22 protein-coding genes are annotated in these 24336 nt (G+C 40.0%); 3 read left to right on the top strand and 19 right to left on the bottom strand.

The window, feature by feature from the left end; translation table 11 throughout:
* Positions 1–45: 45 nt before the first annotated feature.
* Complete coding sequence (locus ACZ5AE_RS06835; protein WP_464570677.1) at positions 46–1230, top strand: ROK family protein; 1185 nt, start codon at positions 46–48, stop codon at positions 1228–1230.
* Positions 1231–1344: 114 nt separating this feature from the next.
* Here ACZ5AE_RS06835 and ACZ5AE_RS06830 read toward each other — a convergent pair whose 3' ends face one another.
* On the bottom strand, positions 1345–2754 hold the full coding sequence (locus ACZ5AE_RS06830; RefSeq protein WP_464570675.1) for an MFS transporter: 1410 nt from the start codon (positions 2752–2754) through the stop codon (positions 1345–1347).
* Between the two features lie 328 nt (positions 2755–3082).
* On the opposite strand from ACZ5AE_RS06830, the gene ACZ5AE_RS06825 reads away from it, so the two are divergent.
* Positions 3083–3748, top strand: a complete 666-nt coding sequence (locus ACZ5AE_RS06825) for an FMN-dependent NADH-azoreductase (RefSeq protein ID WP_464570672.1) — start codon at positions 3083–3085, stop codon at positions 3746–3748.
* Between the two features lie 180 nt (positions 3749–3928).
* Here the strand turns inward: ACZ5AE_RS06825 and ACZ5AE_RS06820 are convergent, their stop codons facing one another.
* The 13 genes from ACZ5AE_RS06820 to ACZ5AE_RS06760 all read right to left on the bottom strand — a co-directional run bounded on the left by ACZ5AE_RS06820 (position 3929) and on the right by ACZ5AE_RS06760 (position 18116).
* Entirely contained in the window at positions 3929–4252 is a 324-nt protein-coding gene (locus ACZ5AE_RS06820; RefSeq protein WP_464573566.1) for a cupin domain-containing protein, read from the bottom strand.
* Between the two features lie 25 nt (positions 4253–4277).
* Positions 4278–5261, bottom strand: coding sequence for a sugar kinase (locus ACZ5AE_RS06815; protein ID WP_464570670.1), 984 nt, complete (start codon positions 5259–5261; stop codon positions 4278–4280).
* On the bottom strand, positions 5248–5898 hold the full coding sequence (locus ACZ5AE_RS06810) for a bifunctional 4-hydroxy-2-oxoglutarate aldolase/2-dehydro-3-deoxy-phosphogluconate aldolase (protein WP_464570668.1): 651 nt from the start codon (positions 5896–5898) through the stop codon (positions 5248–5250). Before ACZ5AE_RS06810 ends, ACZ5AE_RS06815 begins: the two co-directional genes overlap by 14 nt.
* Positions 5899–5962: 64 nt before the next feature.
* On the bottom strand, positions 5963–7450 hold the full coding sequence (locus tag ACZ5AE_RS06805) for a UxaA family hydrolase (protein WP_464570666.1): 1488 nt from the start codon (positions 7448–7450) through the stop codon (positions 5963–5965).
* A 14-nt stretch (positions 7451–7464) separates the two neighbouring features.
* A complete protein-coding gene (locus ACZ5AE_RS06800; RefSeq protein WP_464570664.1) occupies positions 7465–8934 on the bottom strand; it encodes a tagaturonate reductase in 1470 nt (489 codons plus the stop codon).
* Between the two features lie 89 nt (positions 8935–9023).
* A complete protein-coding gene (locus ACZ5AE_RS06795; protein ID WP_464570662.1) occupies positions 9024–10022 on the bottom strand; it encodes a LacI family DNA-binding transcriptional regulator in 999 nt (332 codons plus the stop codon).
* A gap of 158 nt (positions 10023–10180) precedes the next feature.
* The gene (uxaC, locus tag ACZ5AE_RS06790; protein ID WP_464570660.1) at positions 10181–11587 is read right to left on the bottom strand and encodes a glucuronate isomerase; all 1407 of its coding nucleotides are present in this window, start codon (positions 11585–11587) and stop codon (positions 10181–10183) included.
* 298 nt (positions 11588–11885) lie between these two features.
* A complete protein-coding gene (locus ACZ5AE_RS06785; protein WP_464570658.1) occupies positions 11886–12632 on the bottom strand; it encodes a response regulator transcription factor in 747 nt (248 codons plus the stop codon).
* A gap of 59 nt (positions 12633–12691) precedes the next feature.
* Positions 12692–14518: a sensor histidine kinase gene (locus tag ACZ5AE_RS06780; RefSeq protein WP_464570656.1), complete on the bottom strand. Its 1827-nt coding sequence runs from the start codon at positions 14516–14518 to the stop codon at positions 12692–12694.
* A 178-nt stretch (positions 14519–14696) separates the two neighbouring features.
* Positions 14697–15737, bottom strand: coding sequence for a TRAP transporter substrate-binding protein (locus ACZ5AE_RS06775; RefSeq protein ID WP_464570654.1), 1041 nt, complete (start codon positions 15735–15737; stop codon positions 14697–14699).
* Between the two features lie 59 nt (positions 15738–15796).
* Positions 15797–17092 (bottom strand): TRAP transporter large permease, encoded by a 1296-nt coding sequence (locus tag ACZ5AE_RS06770; protein WP_464570652.1) that lies wholly within the window; start codon positions 17090–17092, stop codon positions 15797–15799.
* A 2-nt stretch (positions 17093–17094) separates the two neighbouring features.
* Complete coding sequence (locus tag ACZ5AE_RS06765; protein ID WP_464570650.1) at positions 17095–17592, bottom strand: TRAP transporter small permease; 498 nt, start codon at positions 17590–17592, stop codon at positions 17095–17097.
* Between the two features lie 236 nt (positions 17593–17828).
* Positions 17829–18116, bottom strand: coding sequence for a hypothetical protein (locus ACZ5AE_RS06760; protein ID WP_464570648.1), 288 nt, complete (start codon positions 18114–18116; stop codon positions 17829–17831).
* Between the two features lie 127 nt (positions 18117–18243).
* Between ACZ5AE_RS06760 and ACZ5AE_RS06755 the strand changes: the two genes are divergently transcribed.
* On the top strand, positions 18244–19506 hold the full coding sequence (locus ACZ5AE_RS06755) for an ATP-binding protein (protein WP_464570646.1): 1263 nt from the start codon (positions 18244–18246) through the stop codon (positions 19504–19506).
* A 152-nt stretch (positions 19507–19658) separates the two neighbouring features.
* Here ACZ5AE_RS06755 and ACZ5AE_RS06750 read toward each other — a convergent pair whose 3' ends face one another.
* The 5 genes from ACZ5AE_RS06750 to nagA all read right to left on the bottom strand — a co-directional run bounded on the left by ACZ5AE_RS06750 (position 19659) and on the right by nagA (position 24230).
* Positions 19659–20339: a CAP domain-containing protein gene (locus tag ACZ5AE_RS06750; RefSeq protein WP_464573565.1), complete on the bottom strand. Its 681-nt coding sequence runs from the start codon at positions 20337–20339 to the stop codon at positions 19659–19661.
* A gap of 418 nt (positions 20340–20757) precedes the next feature.
* Positions 20758–21495, bottom strand: coding sequence for an SIS domain-containing protein (locus tag ACZ5AE_RS06745; RefSeq protein WP_464570644.1), 738 nt, complete (start codon positions 21493–21495; stop codon positions 20758–20760).
* 19 nt (positions 21496–21514) lie between these two features.
* Positions 21515–22237: a GntR family transcriptional regulator gene (locus ACZ5AE_RS06740; RefSeq protein WP_464570642.1), complete on the bottom strand. Its 723-nt coding sequence runs from the start codon at positions 22235–22237 to the stop codon at positions 21515–21517.
* A gap of 59 nt (positions 22238–22296) precedes the next feature.
* On the bottom strand, positions 22297–23034 hold the full coding sequence (gene nagB, locus ACZ5AE_RS06735) for a glucosamine-6-phosphate deaminase (protein ID WP_464570640.1): 738 nt from the start codon (positions 23032–23034) through the stop codon (positions 22297–22299).
* Complete coding sequence (gene nagA, locus ACZ5AE_RS06730; protein WP_464570638.1) at positions 23031–24230, bottom strand: N-acetylglucosamine-6-phosphate deacetylase; 1200 nt, start codon at positions 24228–24230, stop codon at positions 23031–23033. The genes nagB and nagA overlap by 4 nt, the downstream gene beginning before the upstream one ends.
* Positions 24231–24336: the final 106 nt, after the last annotated feature.

Here is a 24336-nt window from a genome sequence, read left to right as displayed (position 1 = left end):
TTTGATATAATAGGAATGCTAAAGTGTAAAAATTGGAGGAAATCAATGATTACCGGTGATGCGGCATATATAAAAAAAATAAATCGTTCCTTAATCATTAAGGAAATTGTAAAAGCAGGACTGATTTCCCGCGCAGATATATCCAAACTTACAGACCTAACGAGAGCTACAATCTCCGCACAGGTTGCTGACCTTTTGGATGAAGGACTGATTATTGAAACGCAGCTTGAGCATTTTTCAGTCGGAAGAAAGCCGATTATGCTTTCATTAAACAGCCATGCAGGCTATGCCCTTGGGATCGACCTTGATTATGGCCAAATATCCTTTATGTTATCCGACCTGCTGGGCCATCCTGTTACATCTACTATTATTAAAATAAACACTACAGACTATCCAGAGATTCTTCATATAATAGTTGAACAAATTAAAAAATATAAAGCGGAATACACTGACAGCCACTATGGAATTGTCGGAATTGTCATTGCCATCCATGGTCTTGTTGGAAAGGACGAAGTGGTTCATTTTGTACCACGGCTTGGATGGGAGGGTATTCATTTAAAAACCGATCTTGGAAATGAGATTGATATCGATGTTTATCTTGAAAACAATGCCAACCTAAGCTCTTTTGCAGAACGAGTATTTTTCCACCATGAAACAGATAACCTGCTCTGTGCTACTCTCTATTCTGGAATTGGAATGGGAATGATGATGAATAATGACTTTTTCCGCGGGCATGATGGCTATGCTGGTGAGATTGGCCATATGATCGTTGTCCCAGAAGGCAAGCCATGCAACTGCGGCAATAAAGGATGCTGGGAGAAATACGCTTCTGAATCAAGTATTTTTGAGTATCTGTCTGAAAAAAGGCAAATGAAAAACCTTAACTATGAGGATATTCAAAGATGGCTTGATGAAGGTGATCAGGAAGTACATGAGCTGATGGAACAGTTAATCTACTATCTCTCTGTCGGCTTAAATAATATGATTAATATTTACAATCCTGATGTCCTTGTGCTAGACAGTGAATTACTAAGGATGTATCCGGATGCTCTTGATAAAATTAAGGGAAATTTACATTCATCTATTAGTCATTACCGTGAGTTATCCATTTCTTCTATTGGGAAAAAGTCTTGCGTACTAGGCGCATGTGCCCTTGCGATAAAACATTTCCTTGATGTTCCGATGCTGAATTTGCCATTCGAACAGCAGAATGATGAAACCGTTTCCTAAGTAATGACCCATCTAAAAGGGGGAACAGATTGCCGAGAAAGAGTATCTTTCTCGGTGTTTTTTGCATAAAAAAGAAGATAGCTAAGTTACCTTAACTATCTTCTATCATTCATATTAAAGAGCTCTTCTCTTTTCAGCTAAATCAATTGCAAGCTGCTGTGTTTTTTCCTTATTTAATGGGTATAGGAATACAAGAATTAAGAAAATCACGATAAGGATAACTGCCGGAACCAGTGTGCCGAGTGTGTGAATTCCATTCAATGTTTCCTGTGTTTGCGCCTTAAGAGTCGCATTATATCCAACTGATGCAATCGCAAATCCGCCAATACCACCGGCAATGGCCTGACCGACCTTTCGTGCAAAGGAATAGATAGAGTAAACAGTTCCATCTTCACGCAATCCAGTTAAGTATTCATGATAATCGATAACATCGGTCACAAACGCCCAAACGACTAAGTTAAACAATCCATACCCAAACATGGCAATCGCTAAAATCCCAATAAATTGATTTGCATTTAGGTTTGGAAGCAGATATAAAACGCCATATACAACTGCGGCAAGTAACAAACCTGCAGCGGCAACTTCCTTTTTCCCGAATTTAGATACTAAAGGCTTAACCATTGGCATTCCAACAAATACTGCTACGGATTGAAGAAGCCCAACCATACTTAATGCTTTTGCATTGCCAAAGTAATCTTTAAATAAATATACATTTACTGTACCAATTAACATAAAGGTAATCATAAATGCTAGGGATGCGATAAGGATCCATAACAATGGTTTATTTTTCGCAAGACCTTTTAATGTTTGTCCTAAATTCATTTTTTCCTTATTTGTTTCTGCCATTGTAATACGTTCTACTGACATTTTGTAACAGGCCATATAACAAGCAATGGCAAGTGCACCAAAAATGATGGCCCCTAATAAAAAGTGATTGGCATCAGCCTTATTATTGACAAACAGAATCATTGGGCCAACTACGTTAATGATTAAACCAGCTAAGTTTGCACCTAAGGTTCTCCAACTTGATAAAGATGTACGTTCAACCGGATCACTTGTAACAACGGAAGCCATTGAACCATATGGAATATTAACCGTACTATATAAAGTTCCCCATAAAATATATGTTACAAATGCATAGGCCTCATAAAATCCTTTAGACATTCCCGGAATGTGTACAAACATTAACACACCAGTGATGACAAGCGGAAATGACATTCTGAAAATCCATGGTCTGAACTTACCGTTTTTTCCTGCTTTTCTTGTGTCAATAAAACGTCCCCAAGTAACATCGGCTACGGCATCCCATAGGCGGGCAACTAAGAAAAGGGTTCCTACAAATGCGGGATTAAGACCATAAACATCTGTGTAATAGACCATTAAGAATGATGCCACTAAAATAAAGAAGAAATCGTTTCCAAAATCACCAAACAAATAACCTAATTTATCTTTCATTCCAAAGGGACGCACTGCTGCTTTCTCAACATTTAAATCTAGTGCTTTAACCCTTGCGTTTTGAGCCATTTTATTCCCCTCCGATATTCCGTTTTTATTTGTAATCCTTTTCAAAAACTTATAAAAATTATTCTGTTCATCTCAAGATTGGTTTAACCTTCCATTAATTTGTTTAATGAACTAACAAATTAGGTTTATATATGTAGAATATCACCCTCGACTTTTTTCGTCAACAACTTTATGTAAGCGCTAATATAAAAAAGATTTACCAATACATAAGTTGAAGACTATAATGGACACCTAATATTCAAGAACTTCACCCATTGTTCAAAATTGAGCAAATTATATTCATTATAATAGAAGTAACGAAATCATTAATCAGATGGGTTGTGTGTTGATGAAGAAATTACTATATATTACCGCTAATCCAAAGGGTCTTGAAAAATCAAAAGGGTTGCAAATCGGGGAGACTTTTCTCGAAACCTTTATGAAGGAATGGCCGGATGTAGAAATTAAGAGAATTGATTTGTTCCAATTAGATTTTGTCCAAATGGATGCCGATTTAGTATTTGCGCGGGGTAAGCTGGCAGGCTATGGATATACCCTAGATCAACTTTCAGAAGCTGAAAGGGAAAAAATTATTAAAATGCACGCTCTTGCAGATGAATTTATTGGATTTGATAACTATGTCTTTGTTTCACCATTATGGAATTTAAATTCGCCCGCAGTCTTGAAATCTTACCTCGATAATTTATTCATTGCAGGAAAAACCTTCAAACATACTCCTAACGGACCAAAAGGTTTATTATCCGGTAAAAAAGCGCTTCACATCCAAACTCGCGGCGGTCAATATACGGGATCGCAGATGAAGGATTTGGAATCCGGCGACCGTTATTTGAAAATCGCCCTTAATTTTCTTGGGATTGAAGTCATGGACAGCGTGATCGCAGAAGGATTAGACCTTTACCCGCAAAGAGTCCCTGAAATTGTTGCCACTGCAAAAAATAAAGCGCGTCTAGCCGCAAGGGAAATGGCAGACAGCCCCCTTCATATCGTTTTATAAAAATTTCAGCTTCAGTTTGGAAGCTTTTTTGTAGAAAATTTCCCGGAAAATGACGAAACCTTGTCATTTTTATCTAACTTTTGTCGATATCAAAAGATGTAGCCGTGTATCGTATACCGATATAAAATATGATTAGATTTAGTAAAAAAACCGGGCAAAGCCCGGTCTTTTTGATTTAAATCATAGAAAATCTTCCCGCTGAGGTGTAAAAACATCCAATATGATCGAGTCATCTTCAAGTGCTTTAACACCATGCAAAGTATTTGAAGGGATGTAGATACTGTCCCCTTTCACCACTCGCTGGACTTTTCCATCCAAATTAAACTCAAAACTACCTTGGACAATATAACTAACCTGTTCATGAGGGTGGGAATGGATCGCACCAACAGCATCCTTTTCGAAACGAACCTCCGCCATCATCAGGCTTCCGCCCCTGCCCAAAAGCTTCCTTTTGGCACCTTCTCCTGCTTCCACTGAATTTTCCTTATTTCCGAAGTAAAACATGTCAATCACCTCAATTATTTTAAATTTATCTTGTAACTTCAACCCTGCCTGCGATAATTGAATTGATTTCATCAAGAGAAGGGTTCCCTTCCCAATCACCCTTAAATTGAGTTGCCAGCGCCCCTAAAATATTGGCACGTATTAAGGCAGTTTCTAAGGATTCAGGAGTCATAACAGCTTCTTCGTCCAAATACACAGAGAGGAACCCTGCTGCAAATGCATCACCAGCACCCACCGTATCAATCACCTGTGTGACAACATGCGGCGAAGCTTTGACTGAATGGCCGTTAATAAAGCCCATCGAGCCCTCGGCACCGAGTTTCAAGACAACTGTTTTCGGACCCATTTGCAGGAAGCTCTTTCCATATTCCTCAATGGATTGCTGCCCCAATAGGAACTCTGCTTCCTCCACGCCCGGCAGAAACACATCACATAACGGGATCAGGGAAAGCAAAACACTCCTTGCTTTTTCCTCACTCCAAAGCTTTCTCCGTAAATTCGGGTCAAAAGAGACTGTCAGTCCCATGTCCTTGGCCATTTCCATTGCTTTGCGGACAGCTTCAGCGGCATTTTCACTTAAGGCCGGTGTTATTCCAGTGACATGCAAGTGCCTCACACCTTCAAACCACTCTTTTTGCACATCTTCCGGCTGAAGATTGCTGGCGGCTGAGTTTTTCCGATAATAATAAACATTAGGATCCCCATAGCTTTTACTTTCTTTAAAATACACAGCCGTAGGTTTCTCCGCATCACGGAGGGCACAGGATACATCTACACCCTCTCCGCCAAGTGTAGACAAAATAAAGTCACCAAACGGATCTTTTCCTAGTTTACTGACCCACCTGACCCTCTTTCCTAACCGTGTCAGTGTGATAGCAACATTTGATTCAGCACCGGCCAGGGACTTTGTAAACAGCGGTTCATACTTAATCCCTTTTTCCCCGATAGTTTGAAAAAGAACCATGCTTTCCCCAATTGTCAGTACATCAGTACGGTTATTTGGCTGCATGTACCTGCACCTCTTTAGCTAGTCTGCTATACGCTAAAGCTAATTGCGTAATTTGCTCGAAATCACCTTTTTTAATTAATTCATTGTTAACTAGATTTCCACCGAGGCCCACAGCAATTGCCCCGTATCCTAACACTTCTTTAATGTTATCCAAATTCACTCCACCTGTTACCATCATCGGTATATGGTTAAGAGGTCCACGAATATCCTTGATATATTTCACGCCCATTGAGCCGACTGGAAAAACCTTTACAGCGCTTGCCCCGAGGCGATATGCCCGGACAATCTCAGTAGGAGTCAATGTTCCAGGCCAAACTTCAACACCTTGTTCCAGCCCGTAAGCCAATACCTCTTCGTCCAGGTTTGGTGAAACTAGATATTCTGCCCCTGCCTGAACAGCTTCCTTTGCCATCTCAAGGTCCAACACAGTTCCCGCACCAATGCGCAATTGGCTATACTTCCCTTTTAAATCATGAATCATGTTAAGAGCGCCATCAGTGTTTAAAGTAACTTCTAAAAAGGAAATTCCTCCTGTTGCCAGAGCTTTGGCTGTCTGTTCACCGCTGCCATTTGGAATGCCGCGAATAATCGCCACAATTTTTTCTTGTTTTAATAAAGAAACTAGGTTTTGCTCCATTGAAAACCGCCTCCATTACTGAGTTTTTTCCCGCAAAAGGACATTACATCTATTCTATCAAAACTTATAACGTTACGCCTGTTTTAAAAATAGCAATCTCTCTAAAGTCGTTTTTCTCGTTGTTTACAAATTCACCGCTGGCCACTTTAATGACATAGTCAATAAACTCCCTTAAAACAACATCTGCAGACTTCTCAAGCAACACACCGGCATCAAAGTCAATCCAATGAGGCTTTGCTTCAAACAGCGGGGTATTGGTTGAAATCTTCATGGTTGGAACATAAGTGCCAAACGGTGTTCCCCGTCCGGTTGTAAAGAGAACCATTTGACAGCCTGCCGAAGCAAGGGCTGAGGCTGCAACCAGATCATTACCAGGCGCGCTCAATAGATTTAATCCCTTCTTCGTTAATCTCTCGCCATATTTTAATACATCCGTCACCGTGGAAGTGCCCGCTTTTTGAGTACAGCCAAGCGACTTATCTTCAAGAGTGGTAATCCCGCCAGCTTTATTGCCTGGTGAAGGGTTCTCGTAAACAGGCTGGTTATTCGCCATAAAGTATTGTTTAAAGTCATTGATTAATTCAACCGTTTTTTCAAATACTTCTTTATTTTCAGCCCGCTCCATAAGAATCGTTTCCGCCCCGAACATTTCAGGTACCTCGGTTAATACCGTAGTTCCTCCTTGTGCGACAAGGAAATCCGATAATCTTCCAAGCAATGGGTTTGCGGTAATCCCTGAAAGTCCGTCTGAGCCTCCGCACTTCAAGCCGATTTTCAGTTCGGATAATGGGACCTCTTCCCGCTTATCATTCTTGCCATTTTCATAGATTTCCTTTAAGAGCTTAACCCCTTCCTCAATCTCGTTGCCGACCTCTTGGGAAGCAAGGAATTTCACACGACTTTCATCAAATTCTCCGAGGCTTTGTTTGAATTCATATAGATTATTATTCTCGCAGCCCAGCGCTAACACCAAGACACCGCCTGCATTTGGATGAAGGACCGCATCTTGCAAAATCGTTCTCGTATTATCATGGTCGTCGCCAAGCTGTGAGCATCCATAATTGTGCTTTAACACAAGGACGTTTTCAAATGGGCTGATATCGCCCACTTCCTTTTGGAATCGCTTAATGACCGTTTCCGCTACACCGTTAACACATCCCACTGTCGGGACAATCCACAACTCATTGCGGATTCCAACCGTACCGTTTTTCCGGCGGTAACCTTTAAAGGTAAGGTTCTCATTTAAATAAGGATTTTCCGCTAATTTCTGGTTAAATTGATAGTCTGCGATGCCGTCAAGGTTGGTTTTCGTATTATGGGTATGAACGTGCTCGCCGGCAAGAATCACCTTGGTGGCGTGGCCAATTGGATAGCCATATTTCACGATAAATTCATTTTCTGCGATGTCTTTAACCGCCAGCTTATGGCCGCGGCTCAGGTCTTCCTTTAGCACAACCTCCCGGCCATTGACTGAAATGGATTGGCCTTTTTGCAAATCCTTCAAGGCAACGACTACATTATCACTTTCATTAATTTGGATAAATTCCAACATTGCTATGATCCCCCTTATCTTTGCGCTTTCTCCTTTAAGACTGCCTGGACAGCCTCCTTCATTCCCTTTGTTTCAATTTCATACAAATAATTTGTAACAGCATCCGCTAGCCCTGTAACTGTATTTAAATCTATATCCCAATTCTTCTCATATCCTAAAACGGCACGAACAATTGCTTTTAGACTTTCAAAAGTTCCGTCAAAAGTACCCCATTGTGCTTTGAACAACTCAAGTATGTCTTGGTCATCACTTAAATTAATTTTTTCGGTTCCTCTCTTTCCCTTATAAAAAGCGATTAGTGCAGCTAGAGAGAACACTAATTTTTCAGGTAATTCATTTTTGCCGTTTATATACTCTAATAATGATGGCAGGTCTCTTGTTTTAAATTTAGAGATGGAATTCAGTGAGATGCTCATCAAAAAGTGTTTGATATATGGATTTCTAAATCGATCGAGAACATCATTCGCAAACGAGGTTAATTCCTCTGCAGGCAGATCCAATGTCGGAATGATTTCATCAAAAATCACTTCCTTAATAAAGCTTCCGATTACCGGATGTTCGACTGCCTCGGCCACCGTGTCTAAACCGTAAAGGTAAGAAACTGGCGTCATCGCTGTATGGGCACCGTTTAAAATCCGCACTTTCCTTGTCCGATAAGGTGTCAGGTCATCAACAAACATTGTGTCCAACCCGGCTAAATCTGTTGGGAACTCCTTTTTTATCCACTGAGGTCCTTCAATGACAAAGTTGTAGAATTGTTCGCTCGCGACAACGAAATCATCCTGGTAGCCAAGCTCTTCCGTTATTTCATCGATAGTTTCAACAGGAAAGCCGGGAACAATCCGGTCCACAAGGCTGTTGCAAAATGTGTTAGCATCTTCAATCCATTGCTCAAATTCTGCCCCAAGGTTCCAAGCACCCGCATGCTGGAGAATGATTTCTTTTAGTTTTTCGCCGTTTTTTTCAATCAGTTCACAAGGAATGATGATTAAACCTTTGCCCTTGTCTCCGTTAAAGGCCTGAAAACGATGATAGAGAAATGCAGTCAGCTTTCCTGGAAAGCTCTTTTGCGGACGGTCGTCCAATCTGTCTGATTCCTCATAAGTGATTCCTGCTTCAGTCGTATTGGAGAAGACAAAGCGAAGCTCCGGATTTTTCGCGAGTTCAATATATTTTTCATATTCGGTATATAGGTTCAGACCTCTGCTGATGGATTGGATCAACGTATGCTCTTTAACCGGCTTACCTTCCTTCATCCCTTGCAAATAAAGGGTATACAAACCATCCTGCGCGTTTAATTTTTCAACCTTTTCATAGCCGCGCGGCTGAACAACCACAATACTGCCATTAAAGAGGTTTGCTTTATTCATTACATCGATTTGCCAATCAACAAATGCCCGCAAAAAATTTCCTTCACCGAATTGCAGTACCTTTTCAGGAAAGGTTTTAATGCCTTCCACCGAGTTCTGATTAAGTTTTTGCAAAGTACATCTCTCCCTTTTTATGCACACGTGAACATTTTGTCGTTTTATAAAACCGTTTAAATGATGACTTCATTTTAAACGGTTTTCACTTATTTTATGAAGGATGCAGATTTTCTGATGACTAATTCAGTTTCAACAAAAATCTTTTCACCTTTATGATCATTATTTTCAATCACTTCAAGAATCTTTTTAGCACCTAGTTTACATATTTTTTCAACCGGCTTTTTTACTGTAGATAACGGCGGATTTGTATATTGCGCCGAAGCAATATCATCAAAACCCGTGATGGAAATATCTTTTGGAACCTGCAGCCCCTTTGCAAATGCTGCATTAAGTGCACCTACTGCCATATCATCATTTGAGCAAAAAACAGCCGTAGGCCGGTTATCTAAAGAAAGCAGCGTTTCCATTGCTTCATATCCGCTTTGCAAGTCATAATTTCCTTTTACCATATATTCCTTGCAAATTGGGATATGTTGATCAATTAAGGCTTGCAGATAGCCTTCTTTACGTTCAACCGTTGATTGGAAACCTGTAATCCCTTCGATAAGGGCAATATTCTTATGGCCATTCTCGATCAGATACTTCACAGCACTATACGCGCCCTCGCGATCATTTGATAGGATGTTAATAATCGAATGATCATTGATTTCTCTATTAATCACAACAATTGGAATCTTTTGGTTTACCACATGATATATGAAAGAATTGTCGGCATCACTTTGGCTCATCAAGATAATCCCGTCAAACCTTTTGCTGTGAATGGTAGAAAAGTCTTCATAATCGTCAATCCCTCTAACAAAGAGGTTGTAATCCTCATTGATGACAGCATTCACACCTGTTACCGCGTCAGCAAAGAAACTCGAGGATGTTCCATTTGATATGCTCGTAAAGAATAGACCAATGGTATAAGACTTCTGCGTGACAAGACTTTTTGCATTAAAGTTAGGTGTATAATTAAGCTGTGAGGCAATTTCCAGGATCTTTTTTTTGGTACCCGGCTTTATAAGCGGACTGTCATTTAAGGCCCTGGAAACAGTTGTATGAGATACATTTGCCAATCTCGCTATATCTTTAATTGTGACCATAATAATTCACCCTTTATTTAACCTTCCGCTTTATTTTACCAGGAAATCTCCTATTATAAAATCACATAAAGCGTAAAAATAGCACCCTAGTATATAGTGGGTCGGTATACTAAAGACGAGAAACTAGATTAATCTCTCGCCCTTGTTCATTATCTAAATTAAAGTTCGAATCCAAAGTATTCTTTCGCATTATTATAGCTGATGCCTTGGACAATTTTTCCTAAGAATTCGATGTTGTTTGGTACCTCTCCATTTTCAACCCACTCTGCAATCAGAGCACACACGATTCTTCTGAAATATTCATGTCTTGTATAAGATAGAAAACTTCTTGAATCAGTCAGCATTCCAATGAAGCGGCTGAAAAGTCCCATATTGGATAGTGACTTCATTTGCTCAATCATGCCTTCTTTATTGTCATTAAACCACCAGGCTGTTCCAAATTGGATTTTGCCTGGAACTCCTCCGCCTTGGAAGTTGCCAATCATGGCAGCAATGATATTATTATCGTTTGGATTTAATGAATAAATAATGGTCTTAGGAAGACCGCTTTCCTGTTCAATTAAATCTAGAAGTTTAGAGAGCGGCTTTGCAATGTTTTCATCATTAATTGAATCCCAGCCAGTGTCCGGCCCCATTTCCTTAAACATTCTTGAATTTGTATTTCGTAAAGCGTTTATGTGCAGCTGCATTGCCCAGCCTAATTCCGAATAATGCTTGCCTAAAAACTTGAAGGTATAGGTTTTGAATTTCTTTTCATCCTCTAAGGAGACCTTATTACCTTTTAACGCTTCGCTGAAAATTAACGCTACTTCTTCTTTCGTTGTGTCGGCGTATAACATTTGATCAATCGCATGGTCTGAAACCCTGCAGCCGACGGAATTGAAAAACTTGATTCTTGATTCTAGCGCTGCTAAATAGTCATCATAAGACTCAATAGTAATACCTGATACGTCCTGCAGCTTTTCAACCCACGGAAGGAAAGTGTCACGGTTGATTTCTAATCCTTTGTCTGGTCTAAAGCTTGGCAAAACCTTAACATCGAAGCTTGAATCCTCTTTTAATTTAAGGTGGTATTCAAGGCTGTCTGTTGGATCGTCGGTTGTGCAAACTACTTTCACATTGGATTTCTTAATGAAATCTCTTGCGCCAAACCCTTCACTGGTTAATAAACCATTTACTTTTTCCCAAATTTGTGGTGCACTTTCCTCATCAAGCAGATCATAAATTCCAAAGAATCTTTGTAATTCTAAATGGGTCCAATTATAAAGCGGGTTTCCGATTGTCATTGGAACTGTTTTTGCCCATGCCATGAATTTGTCATAGTCACTGGCGCTGCCGGTAATGTACTCTTCCTCGACACCATTGGCTCTCAGTGCACGCCATTTATAATGGTCACCATATAACCATGCTTCTGTAATATTTTTAAATGTCTTATTTTCATAGATTTCCTGCGGACTTAAATGGCAATGATAATCGATGATTGGCATTTGCTTTGCATAGTCGTGATACAAACGAATGGCAGTTTCATTGTTTAGCAAAAAGTTTTCATCCATAAAGTTTCTCATATGTCCACCGTCTTCCTGGTAAGTAAAGTAATATAATGTTAACGTTAAAATAGTTTCCGAAAATTCCGCCTTTTTTTACAGCTATTTCCAACATTCATCCTTAATGTTAACGTTAACATTTTATGTTATCATTTTACCCCAGAAAAGAATAGATTGCAATCGGTTTCAATAGAATGTAATTGAAAAATAGAAGATTGAGAGTCGGTAGGAGATTCATGGAGGGCAGTTGAATTTATGAATGGGGTAAGAAACCCGTATAGAATAATTCTATACAGGTTTTTACACTCCAGCCTGTTTGTCAATTTGTCCGGACGCGCTTCCGGTATTCAGATGGAGTCACTCCAATTTTGCGCTTAAATATATTGCTAAAATAGGTGATATCCGAATAACCCAGTCTGTCTGCTATTTCGGATATCCTTAAGGAAGTCCTCTCAAGCAGATTTTTCGCTTCATTCATCCGAATTTCAAGAACAAAGTCTACAAAATTTTGCTCTGTTTTGTCTTTAAAAAGCTTACTAAGATAGCTTGGATTCAAATGCACGTAGTTTGCCACTTCAGATAATGTGACTTCTCCCGGAACTTTGCTCTTGACGTATTGAATAACCTTCTCTATAGTGGATAATTCCGACGGATCAGCTTCTTTGACGTTAGCAGCTGCCAATCCTTCCTTTTCCTCGCGATGCTTTATCCATTTGTCCAGACATTCCTTCAATTCTTCAAGCTCGACCGGCTTAAGCAGGTAGTCAACTACACCTGACCTTAGTGCATGCTGAACATACTTAAAATCATCATAACCGCTGATCATTATACAGTCAGTACGATACTCGGCATTTGCTAGTGCTGTAACGAAGGCTAACCCGTCCATCACTGCCATCCTTACGTCTGTCATAACGAGATCAGCCGGCCTCTCCTTTAAATAATCCAGAGCCTCCAGGCCATTGGTGCATTCCCCTATCACCTCAAAGGGCATCTCGGTCTTGGCGATTGTATGCCGCAGTGCCGTTCGCACCCATTTCTCGTCATCAACCAAGAGTATTGTATACATGCAATCACTTCCCAATCAAACAACAAAAATGTATATCCTAACTTTAGTACTCTAATTAGCTAACCCATTAACGGCAAGCGAATACTTATGATTGCCCCGCTGCCTTCACAGCTTTCTATGCTGATACCATATTCGTCTCCAAAAAGGTGAACAATCCTGCGGTGTACATTTACCATACCGATTCCTGGACCGCCTTCCATCACATCTTTTTTGCTTAGGTTCTGGCGGATTTCTTCCAGCCTCGTATCGGAAATTCCCACTCCATTGTCCTGAATTCTAATGGCATATGCATCCTCCGACTCCTTGGTCGCCGTGATGCTTATTTTTGAGATACCGCCGGACGGTTCAAGCCCATGCTTAAACGAATTTTCAACAATCGGCTGAATAGAGAATTTCGCAATGGTCTGTTTTTTTGCCCAGTCCGGAATCAAACAATCATACTCGAATTTCTCACCAAAACGATGTTTCTGAATCCGCAGGTATACCTTTGTATGAAGAATTTCTTCATCCAACATAACAACTTGCGATTTATTATTTATATTATAACGCAATAATTTGGCCAATGCCGCGGAAATATCCGATATTTCCTCCATTCCATGTTCTAAAGCCATTCCGCGAATGGTCTCTAGAGAGTTAAACAAAAAATGCGGGTTAATTTGCGCCTGAAGTGCCTTTAGTTCAATTTCTTTTTGACGCAGAAGCATTTCCGTTTCCCGTATTCTTGAAAGATACACTTCATCTACAAGCTCATTTAATCGAATTAACATTTTATTAAACCCCTGCGTTAGGTCGCCAATTTCATCTCTGGATAGAACATCGACCTGGCCGTTGAAATCCCCTTTTTCCACTCGCCTCATCATTTTTTGAAGCCCCTTAATTGGCTTTATAATATTTTCCGCCAAACCGGCTCCGAGAATCACAGCAAATAACATGGTGATGATTGCCATAATATATATGGTATTTCGAATATTGACAGAGCTTTTAATTAGCTCATTATACGGAATCGATGTAATGACCGTCCAGCCAAGGAATCCAGAATGGTTATACGTGAGAAGATCCTTCTGTTCCCCGTTTGTGACAAAGGAACCGCTCTCTCCATGAATTATATGCTTCATATTTTGAAGTGACGCCCTTTTCCCCAGCTCCGAAAAATCTGGATTATAGACGTAGTTTCCCTGTGAATCGACGATATACATAAACCCAGAATGGCCAATATTGACCTGGCTGGCAATTTCCTTAAACCTTTTGAAGTTGACATCCACAACTATAAAGCCAACCGGTTTCAAGGTTTTCGGACTAAACAACCTTCTGGCAATGGAGATAACGTGCTCCTTATTTTCATCGTCTTCAAGTGTACGTGTGAAAATAACAGGCTCGGCTGTGTCCGGAAGGATTCTCTCAAAAAAGCTTGGTTGAAAAGACTCGATTGGATGGAACCGATTGTAGCGGACATTAATGGCATCGACTGTAGCTACATTATTCAGAGAGATTGTAATGTTGGCAATGTCAGATCTAGAATAGGCTGCATTTTGCAGCACCTTTTTGATATTAGCTGTCCCGCCCTTTGACTCCAATTCCTCCACGGTTGTCATTAGGAGAAACCGGTTTACCGATTGGTTATTCAAAATTTTTAGTATTTCAATCTCGAAATCACCCACATAATATTCAATATGGGTATTTACCTGCCTAATGATTTGCCAGCTGTATGAACGTGCTTCACTCTCAAGTGCTTCCACTGATTTCTGGTACGAAAAATAACCTATAAAACTAATCGGAATAATAACAAGAAGTGCTGAAAAAACAAACAGCTTACGAACCAGCGATTGGTCTTTCAGGAGCAGTGCGTGTGTCAGCCTCTTAAACAAATTACTTCTATATTTTTGCATAACTCACCTTATTTCTATGGAACATCAATCAAATCTCGCCGATTGGCGAGCATATGGACGATTCATGAGGCGTTGTGAATTCTCCATTATGCTTATTAGCTAAAAACAGAAAGACTATGCGAAAATGATTACATTTTTAGCATAGTCTCTCAAGTTATTTTTTCCTAAATTTCAACTATTATTTTCTAGCCGCATCGATTGCATCAAGAATATCGCCATAATCAGCACGGTACTTATCGATTACAGGTTTAACTTTATCCTGCCAAGGCTTAAGATCTTTCACCTCAACAATTTTCACACCAGACTCTTCAATTTTCTTTTGAGAGTCTTTCTCCATTTTTTCCCATTCTTCACGTTCTGTTTTTACAGATTCTTTTGCAGCTTCTTGGATAATCTTTTTATCTGCATCGCTTAATTTATCCCAAACGGTTTTGCTTCCTAAAAGGATTTCAGGTACACGCTGGTGTCCGTCAAGAATTAAATTCTTTGCTACCTGATAGTGGTTAGCAGAAACGTAGCTTGGTGCATTGTTTTCAGCTGCGTCGATAACGCCTGTTTGAAGTGAGCTAAATACTTCCCCATAAGGCATTGGAGTAGCGTTTGCATCAAGTGCTTCAATTAGGTCAATATTAATCTGGTTCTGCTGCACACGGATTTTTTGGCCTTTAAGATCAGCAACGTTCTTGATAGCCTTAGTAGAATAGAAGCTTCGGGCACCTGAATCATAATAAGCAAGACCTTCCATTTTAGCTGATTCTAAGCTCTTTAACAATTCCTCGCCCTTATCGCTGTTTAAGAATTTCCATTCGTGTTCAGTGCTGTCAAAGATATATGGAAGACTGAATACACCTAGAGGCTTACTGAATTCAGCCAACGGCCCTGCACTAACACGAGTAAACTCAACGGCTCCTAATTGAACCTGCTCAATAACAGACTTCTCATCACCCAGCTGTCCATTAGGGAATACACTAATTTTGATACGGCCATTTGATTTCTTGTTAACAAGCTCGGCAAATTTCTTATCCCCCAATACAGTTGGGTAGTTATCTGGATGGGCATCAGCCAAACGGAAAGAGTAAGTTTTCCCTTCTGATTTTGAACCATTATCTCCAGAGGCTTTCTCTTTATCTCCAGCGCCGCCGCAAGCGGAAAGAACTAAACTTGCTCCAAGGACTGTAGTTAGTGCAACGGACATACGTTTTGTTGACTTCTTCATCATAAATCCCCTTTCTAAAATTAAGAACGAATTTGTTTTATAGTAAACTATTGAAACCGATTTTAATTACCTAACACTTTAGGCAGCCACAATGAGATATCTGGTACGTAGGTTAGTAGCATCAATGCTGCCAGGAGGACCAATCCAAATGGTGCCATTGCCTTGGCCGCTCGCATGATAGGGACTTCGCCGATCGCAGATCCAATGAAAAGAACTGTTCCAACCGGAGGTGTTAATAGTCCAATCCCTAAGTTCAACATTAGAATGATACCGAAATGTACCGGGTCCATGCCCATTGCTGTAACAACAGGAAGCAGGATTGGTGTCATAATCAAGATCAGCGGTGCCATATCCATGCCGCATCCAAGGATGAGGAGCAACACGTTGATAATCAACAAGATAATTACCGGATTATCCGAGATGCTTAATAATCCATCTGTGACCATGTTAGGTATTTGCAGGAACGCAAGTACGTAACCTAAAGCGTTGGATGCTGCAATCAGGAACAGTACCATGGAAACCGTCCTGAAGGTACGGATCAGGATCATCCACATCCTGCTGAACGGAATTTCCTTGAAGACGAAGAATGTTACGATAACTGCATACAATACTGCAATAGCTCCTGATTCAGAAGCAGTAAACCAGCCCGAGAATATTCCACCCAGGATAATCACGATCGGCATGATTGAAATGATTCCATCTTTAATAACTTTTGGTCTATCTTTTTTCTCAATAACAGTTGTTTGAGTGAAGCCTTGGCGGATAGCCAAAATGCGGGCTACAACCATAAGCGTTACGCAAAGCAGGATTCCTGGTACTACACCAGCCATAAATAAGGTTGCAATCGATACGCCGCCGGAAGCAAGAGAGTATAGAATTAAGTTATGACTTGGCGGAACAACTACACCCTGAATCGCAGCAGCGGAAGTTAAACCAGTCGCAAATTCCTTACTGTAACCTTTTTTCTTCATCATCGGAATCATAACAGAACCGATTGACGAAACGTCCGCAGCAGCCGAACCCGAAATATTACCGAACAATAGACAGGCAAGTACGTTTACCATCGCCAAACCGCCGCGGACACGTCCGACTGCAAGCATGGCAAAGTTAATTAAGCGAGCAGCCAATCCCCCTTCATTCATTAGCTGTCCAGCCAGAATGAAAAACGGGATTGTTAAGAGCGCAAATGAATTCACACCTTGTATCATCCGTTGACCAACAACCTCAAGCGGTATGTTTAAATACATCATTGTGATGACGGTGGAACCTGCCAATGTCAATGCCACTGGAAAACGCAGCAACAGCATGATAACAAAGCTTGATAGAAGAATGATTATGGCAATTGTTGTTTGATCCATGGTTAGTGGCCACCACCTTCAATATTATGTCGTCTTGTGTCAATACCAATTAGTTGTAAAAAGGCATAAATGATCATCATAAAACCTGTAATTGGCATAACAGCATATCCCCATGCATTCGATAATTTAGTTGCTGGTAAAGTTGAATCACCCATTAACACAGTAAAATCCCAGCCATATTTCAATAAATAATATCCGAATGCCATGGTAGAAAGCGATACCACTTTATCGATGATGTTTATCACTGCCGGAGGCAGTTTAGCGGTAAAGGATTCAATCGCTAAATGCAGTTTTTCACGGACGCCGATGGCAATTCCCATAAACGAAAACCAGCATAGCAACAGAAGAGTAACTTCCTCTGACCAAAACAAAACAAAGTTAAACAATTTTCGCGTAAAAACTTGCAATGTTACGATGATAATCATGACGAGCAGTGAGCCAATCGCTACTTTTTCAAAGAGGCTATCTATAAACAAACAAAATCGTTTTAGCGCTTTCACTACCAAATTCTCCTCCTTTTTTTGATTTTTTTAATTGTTCATTATTTTGTAAGTGCTTTCTAAAATTATTGTAAATGTTTTCATTCCTATCGTTAACCCTGCTGATTTTAGATTTTTTTATACTTTTTTTAGGTTAGCGCAAAAATTCGACAAAAAATTGACTGAATTCAAAAAAAGGAAGAACGGGGCATCGTAGACTTTGCCCCGTTCTCCATTATTTTTATTTTTCTTTAGTACTACCCTTCCGCTTCATTCATTTCGCAAGCTGAAATTTCACAATTTATGATCGCTTCATCAAACGTTGTTGCGGCACCAGTGATTCTTGCAGAACCGTAAAATTTGCGTCCCAATTCAATAGCACTTAATTTTAATTTCTCATTCTTCGGATCCTTTTCCAATTCTGCCAATGCTTCATAATACTTGGATTTATTCTCCGAAATGGTTGATGATTTCAATAAAAAGATGGGGCCGAAAACAATAAAAGCAGCTAAGATAGGCGCAGCATAATAGAGTAAATGAACCAATTGAATCCCTCCGATATACTTTTACCACTTATTTGTCGTAATTTTGAGAAAAAGAGGTAATATTTGTTGAAACCTGCGGAATTTACCTGTAAAATTTTCCTAACAGGTCTTTTGGATGGTGAAGTTAATGGAAGTAACAAAACACCTTTTTTTAAATCTATCCATTTTAATCATCTTTCTCTTTTTCAGTTTTATTTTAGTCGACAAAAGTAAAAAAATTACCCTTTCTAAGTCCTCTTATATCGTATTTTTTATTTTGATGCTTTGGATTTGTATACAATTTTCCTATAATCCTATTTCTTCCGCCAGGTTCGATTTAAGAATCATTCCTATCGTCATTGGCGGATTATATATAGGTATTGGTCCTGTCCTGGTAGCGGCCACCATTATTATGAGAAGTTTTTTTGGAATTAATTCTGGGTTGTTTTTAACGATCCTGCTTTTTCTTCCCTATGCCATTGTTGTTTGGCGGATTTCCCCATGGTTTTGGAAGCAAGGTCCTAGGAGACGTGTTATTATATCTATTTGCTTTGGAATAACTCTGAGTGCTTTGACAGTAATGGGCATGGTATTAACGGATACCCATGCTTATTGGCTTGATGTTTGGATCGCTTATTTAATAATCCCTGCACTTGGAATTGGAATTATCGCATATGCTATTGAATTCATTCAAAAAAATATAGAAATGAGACAGCAATTAGTGAAGGCGGAAAAGTTAAAAGCGGTGGAACAAATGGGGGCAGCCATTTCCCATGAAATCAGAAACCCCTTGACAGCTGCAAGCGGATTTGTACAGCTTTTAGAGGATGACCATCTCCCGAGGCAAAAAAGAAAAGAATACTTATCCATTGTCAAAGATGAGCTAAATTCTGCAGAAAGAGTTATCCAAGATTATTTGACTTTTGCAAAGCCTTCCATCGAAACGTACGAGGAACTTAATCTTAAAAGTGAACTCAAGCAAATCATAAATATTGTCCAGCCTTTAGCCAAACAGAATTCTGTTGAGATTATTACAGACTTTTCAGTTATTGGGATGATTAAAGGTGATCGGCAAAAATTTCGCCAATGCTTTGTGAATGTTTTAAAAAATGCCATTGAAGCAATGCCAAGTGGCGGATATTTGACTGTATCTACAGAATTTAATCAAACCTATGTAACGATTTGTATCAATGATACTGGTATGGGCATGACTGACAAACAAGTTGAACGGCTTGGAGAGCCGTTTTACTCAACAAAAGGGAAAAACGGCACAGGACTGGGTATGATGGTTGTCTACAGTATTGTCCGGGCCATGGGCGGAACTATCTCGGTAGAAAGCAAAGTAGGCGTAGGGACAACCTTTTTATTCAAATTTCCCACTCTTACCTCCTTTTTGAAAAAACAAATATGATGAAAACCGACGGTACATTCGTGCCGTCGGTTTTTTACAGCTTTCTTAGCTAATAAGCATAAACTTACTGTCGAAAGCTTTATACTTAACGCATAAATTCAACTGCACCTCATGAACCGTCCTCACGGACTCGCCAATCGGTGAGTCTTCATTTATTTCCCGATAAACATTTGCGACCAATGCTTGCCTGTTTCTTCAAACCCTACACCAATATGGGTAAAGTTGGGGCTAAGAATGTTTTTGCGGTGGCCTTCACTGTTCATCCAGGCATTGACTACCTCTTGTGGGGTCCGCTGTCCTTGGGCAATATTTTCTCCTGCTGATTTATAAGTGACTCCAAAGTCCCTCATCATGTCAAATGGTGACCCATACGTCGGGCTTGTATGAGAGAAATAATGGTTTTGCTGCATATCAAGGGCCTTCTTTTGAGCAACACTACTTAACTGTGCATCAGCCTTTAAGGCGGGAAGCCCATTTTTGCTACGCTGGGCATTCGTTAAATCAATCACTTGTTGCGCATATTGACTGACTGTGCCAGTAGTCGGTGCAGTACTTTTGGCTGGTGCCTTAGGCTGTGGCGCCGGCTGTGTTTGCTTTGGTGCCGGTGCTGGAGCCGGGGCAGGTTGAGTCTGCTTCGGTGTTGGTGCCGGCGTCGGCACGTTTACGTTTGGCCCCTGTAGGAACGGCTGCGCCTGCTCAATTACTCCTTTTTGAAACCAATTGCCTTGACTAGGGTCAACACGGACAAATTGATATTTAGCATCCTTCATTAAGACAGCCCTTGTATGAGGATATTGATCGCTGTTCAACGCCGTGAAATAAGCCGAAACCATATCATCATTAGTTCGTCTTACTTTTCGTTTATCATCAAACAAGTTTGCATCGAAATCCGGGTCATTGTTGTCATTATTTGTATAATCTTCCGTCAGTGGACCATTATGGTCAATCCCATCATCTCTGCCATTACGAACATCGAAAATGCCATTATTTCTGTTGTTCGTATCCAGCCCCACTCTGTCACGATCGTTAATGTCATTTCTATCATTGTTACAAGCGGCCAAACCCAATGTTAGGATGGCAGTTAAAGCTAGGCTAACTGGTTTTTTTATCAATTGTAATGCCCCCTTTAGAAAAAATTTTCGCTTGCTTACTTATTTTCTAAATTTCTTAAGGAAAGTATTAATGGAAATTAACGTCTTAAGACACAAAAAAAGCCCGCGATCTCGCAAGCTTTTTAAGTAATTAAATTCTTTATTTATCCAGCATAGGAATTCTGTTTTTATATTTATTGATTAACTCACGATTATACTCAGCTGCACCATCAGCATTGCCGCTTTTAAAGATAGGCGGAGTAAACTGATGTTCCACCATTATATTTACCGCCTCGACCATTATTCCATTGGCGATCGCTGTTCCCACAACAGTGGACCCCGACCCAAACGGTACTTCTAAATTTGGCAGCTCCATCATGGCATCCCCTATTGGAATGTGGTTATCGATGACAAGATCCGCTGCCTGAAATAGAAAATGTCCGTCTTTATGTCGGGACGAAACAGTTTTTGGATAAGCTAGTGAAGTAATGGCAATGACAAAGGCCTTCTGTTTCTTCGCCCATCTTACCACATCAATGGGGACCGGATTTCTTCCTGATGTAGAAACAACTATGACAACATCATTTGATGCTATTCTGATGTTCCCCATAAATGAATCTGCAAAACCATTTTGCTGCTCCAGTTGAGACGAACGTACCGCTCCTTTATGAAGCATAAGATCTTCGATCAGGATGGGATTTATAGGAACCAATCCTCCAGCACGATAAAAAAGCTCTTCCCCAATCATGTGAGAGTGGCCGCAGCCAAATACATGAACAATACCATCATTTTCAATACATTCGGCAATTTCGTTTGCTGCCGCTTTTATGTTTTTTACTTCCAACCCTTCAACAGCGGTCAAAAGCTCTTTTAGTTTTTCAAAGTATTGTTTGAACATACCAAGATCTCCATCATTTTTATCTTTTCATTTGAATCATGAATTTATAGCGGTCCGCCCGGTAAACTGACTTTACAAGCTCAACAGGGGTTCCATCCCTTAAGTAAGTGTTTCGCTGTATGAGCATGACAGGTGCGCCTTTGCTGATTTTAAGCAATTTTGCTTCATTTTGATTCGCAATCGAAGACTCAATTATCTGGGAGGCGCTGTCAATTTTGAAATGTAACTGCCCTTCAATATAGGCATATAACGATTGATTGACAATTTGTTCTGTAAGTCCTTTAATGAGATTGGCTGAAATGTAGTTTGTTTCAAATGCCATGGGAACACCATCTGCCAAACGAATCCTTTTGATTTCATATACTGGAGCAAACTCCGAAATGGAAAGTTGACTGGCGACTTGTTTTGATGCCGGAATCATTTCAAAATGAATTAACTGACTCCCCGGAGTCATTCCTCGTGTCTTCATATCCTCTGTAAAGCTGGTTAAACCTTGTAGGGGCTGCTCGATTTTCCGCTCTGCAACAAACGTTCCCTTTCCTTGCAAGCGATATAAATAGCCATCATTGACAAGCTGCGTAAAGGCCTGTCTAACTGTCATACGACTGATTTTATATTTTTCAGCGTATTCCCTTTCCGGAGGCAGTGCATCTCCCGGCAGTAGTTCCCCTCTTTCAATTAACTCTTTTATATGCTCTTCCAATTGATAATAAATAGGAATGGGGGAGTTCTTATTAATCATTTTGCCATTAACACCTTTCTCTTTTTACTCGGGACGTTTGTATGTCATAATACCTGCCGTTAACAAGGAAGCTTTAAACCCGCAACAGCCGCTTTATCTGCAATTATTGTAACATAAGGATGTTTTTTCAGAGCAGAGGCTGGGAAATTTTCTGTTAATTCCCCATTCAACAGCTTAAACATGGCATCATTTTTTGATTCTCCAGAAACTAAAAGCAAAATTTCCTTGCTTCTTAATATGGAAGCAATCCCCATGGTAATGGCTTTGGTTGGTACTTCTTTTATATTGTTAAAAAATCTGGCGTTAGCTTGAATAGTTGACTGTGCTAACTGAACGACATGCGTATTGGAACGAAATGAGGTTCCTGGTTCATTAAAGCCGATATGACCGTTTTGGCCAATTCCCAGTAGTTGCAAATCAATTCCGCCATGTTTTTCGATTAAATCGTCATAATAAAGGCATTCAGCTTGCATATCTTTAACATTCCCGCGGGGAATAAAGGTTTTACTTTCATGGATATCGATATGGTTGAACAATTGCTCATTCATAAAATAACGATAGCTGTTTTTATTGTCGCCAGATAGCCCTATATATTCATCCAAATTAAACGTTGTAACGTGTTGATAGGAAGTTCCATTCTTCCGATGATCGGCAATTAAATTTTTGTATGTTCCAACAGGGGTTCCGCCTGTAGCTAAACCAAGTTTTATTCGCGGATTGTTTATAACTTTGTCAATGATATATTCCGCCGCTTTCAGACTCATTTCGGTATAATCTTTGACTTCGATAATTCTCATTTTATTTCTGCCTCCTTTTTAAAAGCAACTGCTCCCCGGCAAAGAGTCATGAAGACTTCCATATTGTTATCAAGAATGACGATATCTGCATCTTTTCCAGCCGCAATGCTGCCTTTCTTGTCATATATATTTAGCTGTTTTGCCGGATTCACGGAAGCCATTTGAACAGCCTCTTCAAGAGTACAGCCTGTAAATGATAGGACATTTTTTACTGCATGTCCCAATTTCAAAATACTGCCGGCTAGAGTGCCATCCGCAAGTACCGCTTTGCCATCTTTCACAGTTACCTCTTGGCCGCCAAGGTCATAATGGCCGTTTTTCAAGCATTTAGCCCGCATCGAGTCAGTAATTAATATAATTCCAGCACTATGTTTTTGTTTAAAGGCCAGTTTGACCATTTCAGGGTGAACGTGCACCCCATCAGCAATCATCTCTGCCTTTAACTCATCATGCAAAAAGGCAGCACCCACTATGCCTGGTTCACGATGATGAAGGCCTCTCATTTGATTGAATAAATGTGTTACATGATTGGCACCGGCTTTAACTGCTTCCCCTACTTCTTCAAAGGTGGCATCCGAATGTCCGATTGAAGCAATAATACCGTTTTCCTTTAAATAACGGACCATCTCTAAACCGCCTGGCCGCTCGGGAGCTAAGGTGACTAGTTTAATCATTCCATTGGATCGTTCTTGCCACTCTTTTAATAATGAAAGATTGGGGTCGATGATGTATTGAGTGGGCTGTGCCCCTGCGCGGCTGGCATTGACAAACGGCCCTTCCAAATGAATCCCAATAATTTCTGCCTGGCCTTTATCAGGTTGTTTGGAAATATAATCACCAGCATTGATAATGGCTTTTTCAATTTGTTCTGGTTCCTGGGTCATTGTAGTGGCTAAAAAGCTTGTTGTTCCTTCACCAGGCAAGGACGACGCCATGTTGTCCAAGGCTTCTTTTGTTGCATCCATCGTATCGGCACCGTTTACTCCATGGATGTGGACATCAATGAATCCTGGTACCGCAATATAATTGGAAGGAACCTCAATTATTTCAAAGTTTTCTTCATTGGAAAGATTCTCTAATCTCCCTATTTCGATGATGTGGTTATTTTTAATTTTTATATATCCTTTTTCAATAATGCGATCTTCTGCATAGATTTTTATATCTTTAATTAAGCTAAGATTATCTTTTGGGTTCATGTTTTCATTACTTCCTTTCAGATTCTCACTTAATATTAGCATTACTATTTTCTAGTTGTCTATACCAATATTTCATTCAAGAAATAAATTGGTAATTATCTAACTA

This window comes from Neobacillus sp. S1227 (assembly GCF_055385255.1).
Note: the sequence above shows the minus strand (reverse complement) of the source record. Positions and strands in the feature narration are given on the sequence as shown.

Bases quoted from the DNA above. Each gene is read 5' to 3' on its own strand.
- ACZ5AE_RS06835 (WP_464570677.1), top strand. From the start codon at position 46: ATGATTACCGGTGATGCGGCATATATAAAAAAAATAAATCGTTCCTTA.
- ACZ5AE_RS06830 (WP_464570675.1), bottom strand. From the start codon at position 2,754: ATGGCTCAAAACGCAAGGGTTAAAGCACTAGATTTAAATGTTGAGAAA.
- ACZ5AE_RS06825 (WP_464570672.1), top strand. From the start codon at position 3,083: ATGAAGAAATTACTATATATTACCGCTAATCCAAAGGGTCTTGAAAAA.
- ACZ5AE_RS06820 (WP_464573566.1), bottom strand. From the start codon at position 4,252: ATGTTTTACTTCGGAAATAAGGAAAATTCAGTGGAAGCAGGAGAAGGT.
- ACZ5AE_RS06815 (WP_464570670.1), bottom strand. From the start codon at position 5,261: ATGCAGCCAAATAACCGTACTGATGTACTGACAATTGGGGAAAGCATG.
- ACZ5AE_RS06810 (WP_464570668.1), bottom strand. From the start codon at position 5,898: ATGGAGCAAAACCTAGTTTCTTTATTAAAACAAGAAAAAATTGTGGCG.
- ACZ5AE_RS06805 (WP_464570666.1), bottom strand. From the start codon at position 7,450: ATGTTGGAATTTATCCAAATTAATGAAAGTGATAATGTAGTCGTTGCC.
- ACZ5AE_RS06795 (WP_464570662.1), bottom strand. From the start codon at position 10,022: ATGGTCACAATTAAAGATATAGCGAGATTGGCAAATGTATCTCATACA.
- uxaC (WP_464570660.1), bottom strand. From the start codon at position 11,587: ATGAGAAACTTTATGGATGAAAACTTTTTGCTAAACAATGAAACTGCC.
- ACZ5AE_RS06785 (WP_464570658.1), bottom strand. From the start codon at position 12,632: ATGTATACAATACTCTTGGTTGATGACGAGAAATGGGTGCGAACGGCA.
- ACZ5AE_RS06780 (WP_464570656.1), bottom strand. From the start codon at position 14,518: ATGCAAAAATATAGAAGTAATTTGTTTAAGAGGCTGACACACGCACTG.
- ACZ5AE_RS06775 (WP_464570654.1), bottom strand. From the start codon at position 15,737: ATGATGAAGAAGTCAACAAAACGTATGTCCGTTGCACTAACTACAGTC.
- ACZ5AE_RS06770 (WP_464570652.1), bottom strand. From the start codon at position 17,092: ATGGATCAAACAACAATTGCCATAATCATTCTTCTATCAAGCTTTGTT.
- ACZ5AE_RS06755 (WP_464570646.1), top strand. From the start codon at position 18,244: ATGGAAGTAACAAAACACCTTTTTTTAAATCTATCCATTTTAATCATC.
- ACZ5AE_RS06750 (WP_464573565.1), bottom strand. From the start codon at position 20,339: ATGGTTTCGGCTTATTTCACGGCGTTGAACAGCGATCAATATCCTCAT.
- ACZ5AE_RS06745 (WP_464570644.1), bottom strand. From the start codon at position 21,495: ATGTTCAAACAATACTTTGAAAAACTAAAAGAGCTTTTGACCGCTGTT.
- ACZ5AE_RS06740 (WP_464570642.1), bottom strand. From the start codon at position 22,237: ATGATTAATAAGAACTCCCCCATTCCTATTTATTATCAATTGGAAGAG.
- nagB (WP_464570640.1), bottom strand. From the start codon at position 23,034: ATGAGAATTATCGAAGTCAAAGATTATACCGAAATGAGTCTGAAAGCG.
- nagA (WP_464570638.1), bottom strand. From the start codon at position 24,230: ATGAACCCAAAAGATAATCTTAGCTTAATTAAAGATATAAAAATCTAT.